The organism is Aliifodinibius sp. S!AR15-10 (assembly GCF_031569985.1).
Taxonomy (GTDB): domain Bacteria; phylum Bacteroidota; class Rhodothermia; order Balneolales; family Balneolaceae; genus JAMQKA01.
On the sequence record NZ_JAMQKA010000028.1, the window covers coordinates 1 to 13,558 of the forward strand.

The window sequence follows — 13,558 nt, forward strand, 5'->3', positions numbered from 1 at the left end:
GAGGTTTCTATCCGTAACACATTCCCATCAATAAATCAGGTAGGGCTTCCTCGCCTCACGAAATTCCATGACCTGGCGTTCCCAGTTGGGATTGAATGATGTGACTTCTCTGGATCCGGCCAGTCTATATATAAAGTCGGTGGTTTCAGCTCCTTCTGTGGAAGTGAGCATCAGCTCCAGCAGGTCTACTCCAAAGCGCACCGGGTCAAATTCCTGGTAGTCTTTAATTCTGAGCTCTACGCCCTTGCACTGTGTATCCTCAAACTTGGGATACCTCGCTTTACCAGGAATGGAGCGCGGGGTAAACGAGATATTCGTTACTAAAACAGAAGGATACTGTTCACGAAAACGATTCAGGTCCTCTTCTGCTATTTTAGTATCCGGGGCCCCTATTTTCAGAAATGGGTCATCCGTACCCCGCCCTTCTGAGATCGATGTCCCTTCAAATAAGACCGTTCCCAGGTACATAAAGGCATGTTCGAAGCTGGGCAAGTTAGGTGACGGGGCATGCCACTCCAGCCCGGTTTCGGGCCATTTCATTGAACGGGACCAGTGTTCATTCGGTATTACTCGGAATTCCGGTTTCTGGTCAAACGCAATCCACCGCTCCCCGACCATCATCTGTGCAAGCTCGCCCAACGTCATCCCGTGGGCCATCGGGATGGGATAGGCCCCTACAAATGACTCAAACTCCGGGTCCAGCATCCAGCCGGCCACATACGCTCCCCCGGCGGGATTAGGCCGATCCAAAACCCAGATGGGCACGCCGGATTCCGCCGCAGCTTCAATTACCAAACCCAGCGTTACATTATAGGTATAAAAACGAGCGCCCACATCCTGCATATCGAACAGCAGAAGATCGACATTTTCAAGCATCTGTGGGGTAGGCTTTTTAGTGTCGCCATACAGTGAATACACCGGCAGCCCCGTTGCCTGGTCAACCCCATCCTCAATCACTTCACCCGCCCCTGCCTCACCACGAAATCCATGCTCCGGGGCAAACAGGGCGGTTACATTTACATCCAGCGCCAGCAGAGTGTCGAGCATGTGCGTCTCACCTATCCTGGCCGTGGGATTCATCACCAGTCCTATGCGCTTGCCCTCAAGCTCATCCAGATGCTTATCGATAAGAACTTCGGCACCGACTTTTACTTTTTGAGCTTTGGCGTTCCGCTCCTCTTTCGCGTCACAACTCATAACGCTGATCAAGAATATCAATAACAAAAGATGTAAGTGCATTTTTTCCCAGCAATTAGTTATCAGAGGCTGCTTATTTCTTAGGACTGTGTCAAGGATTAGCTGATGAAGTATTTCGTATTGCGTATTGCTTTTAAATAATGGCTCAACCACTACGCATTACGAAATACGCAATGAAAATGAATATGCACAAAATCTGGATGCTTTATCAATGCAAAGTATTAACAGTAAAATTGTAAAAACAAAAAACGCCAGACCGTAAAAACAGCCTGGCGTTTAAGAAATACGTAATGCGCTTACGCCTTATTTGCTACTACATCAGCTTCACTAAAGAAGTAGGCGGCTTCAATTTTCCCGTTTTCGACGGAATCGGACCCATGAATAATATTTTCGCCCACACTATCGGCAAAATCAGCTCGAATTGTTCCCTCTTCGGCCTCTTCGGGATTCGTGGCACCAATAAATTCCCGAAAATCTTCAATCGCATTCTCCTTTTTCAGTATCATGGGAACGCAGGGTCCGCTGCTCATAAATTCACAAAGTTCATCATAAAAAGGCTTGTCCTTGTGTACTGCATAAAATCCACCTGCAGTGTCTTGGGTAAGCCGGGTCATTTTCATGGCTACAATACGAAATCCAGCCTCCTGTATCCGCCGGGTAACTTCGCCAATTAGTTTTTTTCGTACACAATCAGGTTTTAAGATCGTAAGTGTTCGTTCTACTGCCATTGTTTATTGGATATTATAATTTTGTAACAGTTAGGGTTTCTTCTGCTCTTATAAATAAAAGACATTGAATATAAGGCTTAATATTTAATACGCGAAAACGTAAGCTATTGTGTTCAGGCTTCTTGGGATTAAGACAATTTATGGATTCACAGATTCTGCACTTTGACTGGCATTGGCAGCTCTCTTCTTCACCAGAACAACTTTGGCCGCTCTTATCAGACACCAACCGGTTCAACAGACAGATAAAACTTCCACCGGTACAACCCTCCGATATTTCCTATGATTCCAGGCTTGGTCATACCCAGCTCTCCTACAATAGTCTGCAAAGTTCGGATGCCTGGGTGGAGGAACCCTATGAATGGGAACGGCCCTACCGGTTTGGCGTCAAGCGACTTTATAAAAATGGGGCTTACCAAGAACTAAAGATACAGGTTGACCTGCACCCCAATGAACAGGGAACAATGATTCATTACCAGGTTTGGGTCACCACGCGGAATTTATTGGCTTACTACTTGACGCCCCTCAAATTCAATTTCCTGTTTCGGCGAAGACTTAGAAAAACGCTGCGATCATACGATCAGCTGATACAAAAAGAGCATCTTCCATATGAGCAGCAGTCGAAAATGCGCTTGGTACGAGGAGGACGTCAACGGATTGAAGAGGCCCGGTTGAAACTCAATGCAGAGACTGAACGACCAACTATTGTTTCCCGGCTTATCGATTTTATTTCTCATGCCCAGGATATAGATGTAGCCCACATCTCTCCTTATGAACTGTCCGACCATTGGAAGATGGACCGCCAGGAAGTACTTTCTGTCTTTTTACATGCCACCAAGTGCGGACTGCTCAATTTCAACTGGGATCTCTACTGCTCCTCGTGCCGCTCCCTGCAGCAGCGGTGCAAAACATTGAGCGAAATACATGAGCCCGTCTTTTGTGAAGAATGCCAGGAGGAGTTTAATGTGAATTTCAATCGGAATATTCATCTTACATTTCGCCCAAACCCGCTGATTCGCAAGATCTCAGAGGACCGGTACTGCATCACCGGTCCCCAGACAAAAGCACACATATCGGTAAAACAGTACCTGAAACCGGGCGAAAAGCGGTACTTGAAAACTCGTCTGGATAAAGGGAAATATCGCCTGCATATATTGGGACAGAAAGGGTCAGCAGATGTCCAGGTTTCGGATTCCGGGGATGAAAACATTATGATTTCATTAAAGAAGGCGGGGCTTAATGGTGAGAAAGCAGAAATCACGCCGCAACCCAACTTGGTATTGCAGAACGAAACAAACAAAAATAAAATCTTTATCCTGGAGAAAGTGGAATGGAGTAGCCAAGCCCTGACGGCAGCCGACGTCACCTCCCTGCAACTGTTTCGCGACCTGTTTGACAAAGAGGTGCTGCGGAAGGGAGAAAAGATCGCCGTGGACAGCCAAACCCTGATGTTTACTGACCTGTTTGATTCTACCGGGATGTATAACAAGGAGGGCGACAAGACTGCAGTAGTTCGGGTAATTGAACATTTCGAAATTCTACAGGATGCCATTGCAGAAGAAAATGGTGCCATCGTCAAAACCATTGGTGACTCAGTTATGGCGGTATTCAGCAGTCCCTACAACGCGTACCGCGCATTCATGAAGGCACACGAGCAGATCTCCAACCACGAAGAATTTAGTCAGCGCCTGAAGCTCAAGGCCGGAATCCATCACGGAAGCTGTATGGCCGTAAACTTGAACAACAACATCGATTATTTTGGATCTACGGTTAATATTGCATCCCGCCTTGTTGATTTTGCAGATGAAGATGAAATTGTACTTTCGGAATCGGTCAGTGATGCCCTGGATATCGTTGAAGGAACAAATGCTGACCTTAATCAAACAGATTTGAACGTAAACCTAAGGGGATTTGAAAATGAAAAATTTGCTATTAAAAGGGTAACCCTGAAAGATTCTTCTCTACGGTTAGTGGTTTAAAAGACGTCATTCCATAAAAATGTATTCATAACAGAAACATTCCCTTCCTTATTAAGTTAAACACGTCCTAAAACAGAGAGTTATTTAATCAAGTTGCATTTTCGCACTTACCTCTACTATTGGCCTGAATGATATTTTTTACACTTAAAGCCGAATGTTCTACCTTCAGGCTGCAACGTCTCAGTATTCACAATACTCAATTCAATATTTACATCATGTCCATTAAACAGACTGATCCACCAATTGCCCACTCATCCAAACGGATGGGACGCAAAAAAAATATTGCACTGATCGCCCATGACCATCGTAAAAGCGATCTTCTGGACTGGGCCGAATTCAATTCGGAAAGCCTCAGCAAGCACAACCTTTTTGGGACCGGTACCACCGGCGCCCTGATCTCCGAAAAGCTCGACCTGAAAGTGCACTGTTTTAAAAGTGGTCCACTGGGCGGCGACCTGCAGATCGGTGCAGCAATTTCAGAAAATGAGATCGACATGATGATCTTTTTCTGGGATCCGCTCCAGGCACAACCGCACGATGTGGATGTTAAAGCACTTCTCAGAATTGCGGTGTTGAATAATATCCCGATCGCCCAAAACCGATCTTCAGCGGATTTCCTAATTTCTTCCCCATTAATGAATGAAACTTACGACCGATACATTGTAGATTATAGCAAGCGTTTTTCAAAAGATATTAATAAATAGACCGAGGAGCCTGTGGCTCAAAATCAACTCGCAGCAGAAAAAAGTCCCTACTTACAGCAACACGCCGATAATCCCGTTCAATGGTACGCCTGGGGAAAGGAGGCATTCGAAGCCGCTAAGCAGCAGGATAAACCAATATTGCTTTCTATTGGCTACGCCACATGCCACTGGTGCCACGTAATGGCACACGAGTCGTTTGAGGATGAAGAGGTGGCGAAGCTGATGAACGACACCTTCATCAATATAAAGGTGGACCGCGAGGAGCGGCCCGATATCGACAATACCTACATGACGGTCTGCCAGATGATGACCGGCAGCGGGGGCTGGCCGCTGACCATTTTCATGACGCCTGAGAAAAAGCCGTTCTATGCTGCGACGTATATCCCAAAACGCGGCCGACAGGGGCGTCCGGGCATGATGGAACTGATTCCCTGGCTTAAGAATTTGTGGGACGAAAACCGTAAAAAGATCCATCGCTCAGCCGATGAAATTGCGAATGTATTCCAAAAATCAAATGCACAGAAGCCGGGAGGTGCCTTGGATGAAAACATCCTGAAAAAAGCATTTCATCAGTTCAAACAGCAGTTCGACCGGCAACACGGTGGATTTGGTGATTCCCCGAAATTCCCGAGTCCCCACAACCTGATGTTCCTGCTGCGCCTCTGGAAGCAGAGTGGCGACGACCAGGCCCTTGTCATGGTGGAGCAGACCCTGGAGGCGATGCGATGCGGAGGCGTGTATGATCACGTAGGGTTTGGCTTTCACCGCTATTCCACCGACGCCCGCTGGCTGCTGCCCCACTTTGAGAAAATGCTTTACGACCAGGCAATGCTAATGATGGCCTACACGGAAGGTTGGCAGGCAACTGGTAATAAACTTTTTAAACAAACCGTGGATGAAATTGCCACCTACCTTTTCCGGGATTTGCAGGACAAAAGCGGTGGATTTTATTCCGCTGAAGATGCCGACAGCGAGGGAGAAGAAGGCAAATTCTATGTTTGGAGTACTGATGAGATCAGGAACCTTCTCCCCGTTGCAGAGGCAGAGCTCTTCATCGAGGTATTCAATTTGGAACAAGAAGGGAATTTCAAAGAGGAAGCTACGGGACAACGAGTTGGGAAGAACATTCCTCACCTGCAGAAATCACTGGGCGAGCTGGCCGAAGAGCGAGAGATGGAACCCGAAACGTTACGGGAAAAACTTGAATCGATACGTCAAACACTTTTTAAAGAACGCGAAAAACGGGTACGTCCTTTCCTGGATGATAAAATCCTTACTGACTGGAACGGGCTGGCAATTGCCGCCCTGGCCAAGGCTGGAAAAGTTCTTGGCAACCAAGAATACATCGACCGGGCAGAACAGGCTTTTCAATTCATCTCGGAGAAGCTTCAAAAAGAAGATGGTTCACTTCTGCACCGCTACCGTGATGGAGATGCAGCTATCGACGGGCACGTCGATGACTATGCATTCCTGGTTTGGGGATTGCTGGAGCTTTATGAGGCCACATTCAAGACCAACTACCTGCAGGAAGCAATCAGGTTGAACGAAATATTGCTGGAGCAGTTCTGGGATGAGGAGAACGGTGGATTCTATTTTACCGCACACGACAGTGAAGAGCTGCTGGGCCGTAAGAAAGAGGCGTATGACGGCGCCCTGCCCTCTGGAAATTCCGTGGCCATGCTGAACCTGGTCCAGCTGGGTCGCATAACGGCAAATACGGACCTTGAGGAGAAAGCAGAACAGATTGGGCGTCTTTTCTCCAATCAGCTTTCAGAAGCGCCTACAGGCTTTGGACAGATGCTGCAGGCGGTCGGTTTTGGACTGGGAGAAAGCTATGAGATTGTTATTGCCGGCAAAAGGAATTCGGATGATACTGAACAGCTTTTGAAGGAGGTCTCCGCTCATTTCATTCCCAATAAAGTGGTTATCCTCAATGATCCGAAAGAAGATGCCATCCATACTTTGGCTCCCTATACCAAGCAACAAAACATGAAAGAGGACAAGGCAACGGCTTATGTCTGCCGGAATTACAGTTGTGAGCAGCCGGTAACGGAAGCTGATGAAATGGCCGAGCTTCTTAAAGAAACATGAACTCGGCAGACTACGGTCACTCAGTCAACAAAAATTATGAAGGCCGGACCGACTAATTAGCCTTCTATTTCTTTATTTTCGAGTATTCTTACCCCGAGTGATGTTTAATAAAGAGAGAGTCTGAAATTATGTGTAACCCCTGTCTGATACGCAGATTTGAATACATTTCATACCAAGCCCCTCATAATATAATTCATAGAGATAATGAATGGATTGTATTTTAAAACAAATAGATTTGCCCGCTTTATAAGCATGTTTCACTTCATTCACCCCGGGTGAATTGATTATAACCTGGGCATTAGTTCGCCATGTTTACGGCAACAATTAAATAGTCTGCGCAATCAGCGCTATCTGCGGGAGCCATAACAGCGCTAAATAATTGACTACTTCCCTTCTAGCGTTATCACCGAAATGTTGGGCGGTGCGTTGTACCTGACGGGCGACAGGGTAAATCCAAGGCCGTTGTTCACGTTGATCAGCATATCCCCGTCGTAGTATTGCCCATGCACATACCGGGTTTCGAAGTCGGGTGCTGAAAACTGGGTAAAAAACAGCGGGACCCGAATCTGTCCTCCGTGCGTATGACCGGCTAGCAGAATCTCGTATTTCTTTTCTTTGCTCTCTTCGATAATTGAGCGAGATACCTGATGTGTGGCCATCACTCGCAGATCGGCGATGGTACTGTCTTTCATCACATTCCTGATTTCATGTACCGGAGCCTCCCTACTATACACGTTCGTCAATCCCGAAAGCCGGAGCTTGGCACTGCCCACCTGGATATTCGCATTTTCAGCTTCCAATATCTTGATGCCGTGCTCCCGTAGTGCCCCAGTAATATTTTCGGCACCAGCCCAGTAATCGTGATCTCCAACAACGAAATAGGTCCCATACGGAGCCTCAATCCTTCCCATCTCCTCGGCGGCCATCTCCACGTAATCGGTTCCATATGAGATCAAATCACCGGTAATAACGACAATATCCGGATTTTGCTCATTTACCTTGTCCACATATTTGGAAACCTGATTTTGGCCGGTATATCGATCGGCCTGGATATCGGTTATGTGTGCGATCTTAAAATTACCCAGGTCGCCGGGTAGTCCCTCTACGGAGTGTGTGATCGTCTCGGTCTCTATACGCAGGGTGTCAGAATACATTTTATATCCTGTATAGAGAAGTAAAATGACAGAAAACCCTATCACTAAATAAGCATAAAGCTGATCTAACTGTGGGGCATTAATCCCGTTGGCATTGGCCAGTATTTTGAGAATATCGGCTCCCACAATCCAGATCAACACCTGGAACGAAAAGGCAAACCCAAACCAGAACAGGTAGATAAGAGGTTTTGAATAGGTCAAAATACCGACATTGCCACCAAGGAGGTACCGCGTTAATCCATGCAGGGGAAACAGGTAGAATCCCAAAAAGCACAAAACCACCACCCATCCCATGTAGGATCCGGGCGCGGGATTCAGGTAATCAACAGCACGAATAAGCCGCCATCCGAGGTATAGATCTACGACTGCTTTTATTGTTGCGGCAAAGAGTGTCATTTTAAGTAACCAGGGCACAAGCACTATCCTTTTGTTGGTATTTGTCAGGCAAACAGTATATTATTTTTTTGAACAGATCAAATTTCTTTTCTTGGGTTAAATCCATTTTCTGATAACATCCGTACTTCTTAGTGGAGCATGAAACGTGAGTATATTTAATCTAATAGTAGCCTTAGGTGCAGTTACCCATAAAGATTCCGATCATGAACGGGTGCTGATCAAGCGTATCAAGGCCGGAGATAACAAGGCCCTGGAAGAGTTGTATGAGCTTTACAAGTCGCTGCTGTTCGGGATGATTATCTCAATCGTAAAGAAACGAGAGGAAGCCGAAGATGTGCTCCAGGAGGTATTTATGAGAATATGGGAGAAAGCGCATACGTTTGATGAGAATCGGGGTAATGTTTATAGCTGGATTGTCACACTGACCCGCAACAAGGCGATTGACCGCATTCGCTCAAAGGGGTACAAAACCCAGGAAAAAGCTTCCACAAGTGTGGATGAGCCGGAATTTTCGCTGGAGGGCGATAAGTTTGACCCGCTGGAGACGACAATTTTTTCGGATCGTGCGGAGTTGGTTAAGAAAGCACTGGAGGAGATCCCCGAAAAGCAACGTGAGGTAATTAAGGTTGCTTACTTTGGAGGTATGACGCAATCAGAAATTTCGGAGCATCTGGATATTCCCCTTGGCACCGTCAAAACCAGGACCCGCCAGGGATTAATAAAACTGAAAAACATTTTAGAAGATCACATTTCCCGAAATGGCTAACGAAAACAAACATACAGAACGGTTTGAGGAGCTTTGCGCGGGCTATGTGCTGAATGCACTGGAGCCAGAAGAACGGACAGAGTTCAAGGAGATGTTGGCCTCTGCTGACGAGGAGGAGAAGGAGTTCTATCACAAACTGCGTTCTGCTGCTAATAACCTGGCATTTAATGTCAACCGAGTGGAACCACCCGCAGCAGTAAAAGAACGCCTGATGCAAGTCGTAAATGAAGATATCGAGGAACAGCAATCGACCGGTGCTACAAGCTCTGACGGCTATGATAAAATGAAGTTCGCCATCGCGGCCTCCTTTGCCCTGCTCGTGGTGACGCTCAGCCTCCTTTTTTACACATTCAACCTTAACAGCCAGCTAAATGCCACGAATGAACAGCTTGCCCAGAGGGAGCAAACCATTACCGAACTGGAGAACGAGATTGAACGAAAAAATGAGATGCTGGCTATCCTCGAGGCCCGGGAAGTTGACATGGTGGTCATGCAGGGGATGGAAGCCAATCCCGATGGCTATGGAAAGGTGATATGGGATTCGGAGCAGCGACAGGCCTTGCTCCAGGTCTCCAACCTGCCCCCGGTACCATCAGACAAGGAATATCAGCTGTGGATTATCAAAAATAATACACCCGTAAGTGCCGGACTTTTTGCGGTTAATGATCCTAATCGCGACTCCTTCTTCAAAATCGAGCAGATGGAGCCGACGGATGAGCAATCAACCAATGCGTTTGCGGTTACCCTGGAACCCAAAGGGGGCATGCCCAAGCCTACCGGCGACATGTACCTGATGGGGAATATGGAGAATTAATGTATTGGTTACCAGTTAACCAGCCACAATTAACAAATGTTTCAAATAAACAAATAACAAATTACTGTTCGCTCATTTTGTTGAAGAGATAATCCTGGAAACTCAACACCTGTACGCCCTGTGGAATCTGCACCATCGCACGGGCAACATTTGACTCTTCTATCTCCTGGATTTCAGTGATTTGTCGCAAGTTTCCATCTCGGTAGCCTTCAATTCGCATCGGGAAATATCCTTTCTTGAAAATCAGGTCAAATGAAAGTTTATCTCCCAAAAGATTAAGGTCTGAATTCCCCCACGGCTCGGCAAGCATCCCCCAGTGGATATTGAGTTCATCGGTCAACCACACTTCTGCATGTTCATTGGGGTTTTCCCGGTCAGTGAAAATAAATTTTTCACAGCTATAGCCGTTTATATCCCTGGTCTCTCCTGTTTGCTCATAATTCACTTCATGATCCATGCTACCGTCGGTGCCTGAACTTCCATTGCCAAACATGTTCATCATCGAATCGATATCCTGCTTGGAAATCTTCAGGGCAGATTGGTCACCTGTTAAAAACACAAAGTCTTCAAAATCAAGCCGAATAAGAATCCCTTCCGTCTTTATTGATCCGACAAAGTTATACTGGTTTTTTCCCTCAACGAGGATTCGATCTTTCGTTAAAAACAGTGAGAACTGGTCGTTCTGTTTTTGTGATCCGTCGGGGGTAACTTCATAACTGTTAAAAACCATTTTCCCTTCAAATTGGGCGGCAGCCGGCAGGCTTATCAGTGTTAACAGCACTGCACCAATGACGTAATATCCAAGTTGTTTAATCATATTCGACCCTTGCGTGATAAATTTGTGAGAACGAATGATAAAAAGTACAAAAGTTTTGTCAGGATTGTACCGAAAAGTAAACGAAGTGTTTCGCTAAAACGTATAGTCTTTAAATAAAATGTGCGACGCACTTTGGAAGTGTGTCGCACATAAGAAGAGATCCAATAACTAATCTACGCGTGCTGCAGAGCCTCGGATTCTACGTTCACCTTCCGAATCCAGCCTCCGGCAACAACATCATTTCCCTCATAACAGACCACTGCCTGCCCCGGAGTAATGGCTTCACGCCCGGCGGGAAAATGGACTTCCATTTCGTTGTCATTGATTTGGGTCAGGTGCCCAATCGCCCCGTCATCATTATAACGGATGGCACCGGTGACCTCCATGCCCTCTTCAGGGATTCGGTCATATTTCACCAGGTTCATCTCCCCGGCCCGGCAAGTGGTGCTTATCAGGTCTTCCTTTCGCCCAATGGTAATGACATTCGCTTCTGCATTGATATCCGTCACATACACGGGGTATCCCATTGCAATATCAAGTCCACGCCGCTGACCGACCGTATAGAACGGGTAGCCTTTGTGCTGGCCTACCACTTCGCCATCCTGGTCTATAATCTTGCCCGGACCGATTTTATCGTCCAGGTTATCTACGCGATCTCGCAGGAAACGATGATAATCGTCATCAGGGATAAAGCAGATTTCATAGGAATCCGGCTTGTCGGCCACTTTGGTGAGCCCAAATTCTTCGGCCAGGTTCCGAATCTCCGTTTTTTCGTAGCTGCCCAGTGGGAAGATCGTCCGCTCTAGGTGCTTTTGTGCCACGCCCCACAGCGCATACGACTGGTCTTTGCGGGGATCTTTGCCTCGTGATATCACATAGCGACCGTTTTCTTCGCGCACATTGGCATAGTGTCCTGTGGCGATATAATCACATCCCAGGTTATCGGCCCGGCGCAGCAGTGCTGCCCATTTGATGTGGGTATTGCAGAGCACACACGGGTTGGGCGTTCGCCCGCCCATATAGTCATCCACAAAGCGGTCGATAACCCAGTCGCCAAACTCGTCACGGATATCCACGATAAAGTGCTTAAATCCATGCTTTACAGCAATCTGTCGGGCGTCGTTCATCGACTCCAGCGTACAGCAGCCGGTTTCCTTATCGGACTTTCCACCTACGCGAGAGTAATCCCACGTTTTCATGGTAATGCCGATCACGTCATATCCTTGTTCTTTGAGCATTACAGCCGTAACGGAGGAATCAACTCCACCGCTCATAGCTACTAATACTCGTCCTTTTGATTTCATGGATCTAAAAAACTTACTGGGTTTTGGGATTCGAAAACCTCAAAATATAAGGTTTTTTTGTGTAAATAATGTGAAGCCTTTTCATGTCGGAATTCGTTAACGGGAAGTGCTGCTTTTTCATTGCGACTCCGAGTAATTTTTCAACTTTTATATGGTCTGTTCGAAGCTCACAGTTCCCAGCGAAAGATAGTGTTTATGTTGGGGCACGGTGCACCGCGCCCCAACACTACCAAAATTATAATATTTGCTATTAGTAGGGGCCGATACTTATATATCAATCAAGCATAGCACTTCTTACATATAAAGATAGGGCTTCCAGTCTTCTTGTACTCCGCCGAGGATAGATTGCAGGAAGGTGATATGCACCGGGCGGAACGGCTTTTTCTTCAACGGCATGCCCGCTTCCTTGGGTGTGCGGTTGCCTTTCTTGACATTACATTCGTCACAGGCCGTCACCAGGTTTTCCCAGGTATCTTTCCCGCCGCGGCTTTTGGGCATCACGTGATCGATGGTAAGATTTTTGCCCACCCCGCAATACTGGCATTTATTGCGATCTCGTTTCATGATGTTGCGTCGGGAAAGCACAATCTTGTTATATGGTAAATTAATGTAGCGACGCAATCGTATTACTGAAGGATAGGAGTACTCCTCGGAAACCGTTCGGATGGTGCGATCCGGGTAATCATGGATCATTTCTGCCTTGTCCATGAAAAGCAGTTTAACCGATCGCTGCACCGAGCAAACACTCAGGGGCTGATAATCTTGATTCAGTACCAATACGTTGGCGTCCATAGGCAATCTATTTAGTTAATCATACAAAATATTTGAGCCCGGATTTGGTATATAAGAAACACCGTTTACCATATTTGAATGGTAAAATCAACATTTTATTTTGCATAAATGCAACAACAAATAACGCAATAACCGGATCCTGAAGCTCTCAGCACCGTTTTATTTACTAAAACAAGAGCGTTATCCGAAGAAAAAGTTCCAAACATCCACTTTTATCTCTTCATTAATGGCGACAGCCAGGGCTATTGAGACGGCCAAGCCAATCAGTGCATACCCCACATCCCTGCTAATCAGCTTCAGGCTTTTGCCAATGGGTTTTCCCTTTCCACCAGCATCGCGCAGGCTCATGGCTATTTCCCGTCCGGCAAGGAGCCCGAGAAATACCCACGTTGTACTCATCGGAATATTGCTCTGAATCTTAAAATAGTACAGTATGACAGCGTAAATAAAGTCTATCACCGTGGCAGATCGCACATCTTACACATCCGCCTTCTCATCAACCACCCGCTGAATACGGTCAAGGAAGGTTTGCTCCTGTCGGATGATGGTGTAAAAACTGCCTGGGATTAGATCTTGTAGAGAAATACTGAAAGAGGAACCTTCAGAACCCGAATCAGCCATAGATAATATCTGGTTAAAAAAATCTAGGATTGAAATTACATTTAGCAGCTTTTTACACCGACCCGATAGTATCAATCAAATATTAACTTAATATTACCTGGAAGTTTATTCTGCATATTCAGAACCCATTTTCTCCAAAAAAGAATGGATTAACTACTTACTGATGTGCGTATTTTTTTATACTTTTTTTACCAACAG

The 13,558-nt window shown here is 46.3% G+C and carries 13 protein-coding genes; 5 read left to right on the top strand and 8 right to left on the bottom strand.

The window, feature by feature from the left end:
- Positions 1-27 precede the first annotated feature (27 nt).
- Positions 28-1,197, bottom strand: a complete 1,170-nt coding sequence (locus NC796_RS16575; protein ID WP_310685983.1) for a DUF1343 domain-containing protein — start codon at positions 1,195-1,197, stop codon at positions 28-30.
- A 296-nt stretch (positions 1,198-1,493) separates the two neighbouring features.
- Positions 1,494-1,925 (bottom strand): nucleoside-diphosphate kinase, encoded by a 432-nt coding sequence (ndk, locus tag NC796_RS16580; protein WP_310685985.1) that lies wholly within the window; start codon positions 1,923-1,925, stop codon positions 1,494-1,496.
- Positions 1,926-2,065: 140 nt separating this feature from the next.
- Between ndk and NC796_RS16585 the strand changes: the two genes are divergently transcribed.
- The 3 genes from NC796_RS16585 to NC796_RS16595 all read left to right on the top strand — a co-directional run bounded on the left by NC796_RS16585 (position 2,066) and on the right by NC796_RS16595 (position 6,696).
- Entirely contained in the window at positions 2,066-3,901 is a 1,836-nt protein-coding gene (locus NC796_RS16585; RefSeq protein ID WP_310685986.1) for an adenylate/guanylate cyclase domain-containing protein, read from the top strand.
- Between the two features lie 215 nt (positions 3,902-4,116).
- On the top strand, positions 4,117-4,605 hold the full coding sequence (locus NC796_RS16590) for a methylglyoxal synthase (protein ID WP_310685988.1): 489 nt from the start codon (positions 4,117-4,119) through the stop codon (positions 4,603-4,605).
- Between the two features lie 12 nt (positions 4,606-4,617).
- The gene (locus NC796_RS16595; protein WP_310685990.1) at positions 4,618-6,696 is read left to right on the top strand and encodes a thioredoxin domain-containing protein; all 2,079 of its coding nucleotides are present in this window, start codon (positions 4,618-4,620) and stop codon (positions 6,694-6,696) included.
- Positions 6,697-7,079: 383 nt separating this feature from the next.
- Here the strand turns inward: NC796_RS16595 and NC796_RS16600 are convergent, their stop codons facing one another.
- Entirely contained in the window at positions 7,080-8,264 is a 1,185-nt protein-coding gene (locus NC796_RS16600; RefSeq protein WP_310685991.1) for a metallophosphoesterase, read from the bottom strand.
- A 127-nt stretch (positions 8,265-8,391) separates the two neighbouring features.
- Between NC796_RS16600 and NC796_RS16605 the strand changes: the two genes are divergently transcribed.
- Complete coding sequence (locus tag NC796_RS16605) at positions 8,392-9,012, top strand: sigma-70 family RNA polymerase sigma factor (RefSeq protein WP_310685993.1); 621 nt, start codon at positions 8,392-8,394, stop codon at positions 9,010-9,012.
- Entirely contained in the window at positions 9,005-9,826 is an 822-nt protein-coding gene (locus NC796_RS16610) for an anti-sigma factor (protein WP_310685995.1), read from the top strand. Before NC796_RS16605 ends, NC796_RS16610 begins: the two co-directional genes overlap by 8 nt.
- A 61-nt stretch (positions 9,827-9,887) precedes the next feature.
- Here NC796_RS16610 and NC796_RS16615 read toward each other — a convergent pair whose 3' ends face one another.
- The 5 genes from NC796_RS16615 to NC796_RS16635 all read right to left on the bottom strand — a co-directional run bounded on the left by NC796_RS16615 (position 9,888) and on the right by NC796_RS16635 (position 13,360).
- Positions 9,888-10,643, bottom strand: a complete 756-nt coding sequence (locus tag NC796_RS16615; protein ID WP_310685997.1) for a DUF4412 domain-containing protein — start codon at positions 10,641-10,643, stop codon at positions 9,888-9,890.
- A 173-nt stretch (positions 10,644-10,816) separates the two neighbouring features.
- Positions 10,817-11,947 carry a tRNA 2-thiouridine(34) synthase MnmA gene (mnmA, locus tag NC796_RS16620; RefSeq protein ID WP_310685998.1) on the bottom strand — a complete coding sequence of 377 codons (1,131 nt, stop codon included), beginning with the start codon at positions 11,945-11,947 and terminating at the stop codon, positions 10,817-10,819.
- A 294-nt stretch (positions 11,948-12,241) separates the two neighbouring features.
- The gene (locus NC796_RS16625) at positions 12,242-12,739 is read right to left on the bottom strand and encodes an HNH endonuclease (protein ID WP_310685999.1); all 498 of its coding nucleotides are present in this window, start codon (positions 12,737-12,739) and stop codon (positions 12,242-12,244) included.
- Between the two features lie 180 nt (positions 12,740-12,919).
- On the bottom strand, positions 12,920-13,138 hold the full coding sequence (locus NC796_RS16630; RefSeq protein WP_310686000.1) for a hypothetical protein: 219 nt from the start codon (positions 13,136-13,138) through the stop codon (positions 12,920-12,922).
- A 78-nt stretch (positions 13,139-13,216) separates the two neighbouring features.
- The gene (locus NC796_RS16635; protein ID WP_310686001.1) at positions 13,217-13,360 is read right to left on the bottom strand and encodes a hypothetical protein; all 144 of its coding nucleotides are present in this window, start codon (positions 13,358-13,360) and stop codon (positions 13,217-13,219) included.
- Between the last annotated feature and the right edge of the window lie 198 nt (positions 13,361-13,558).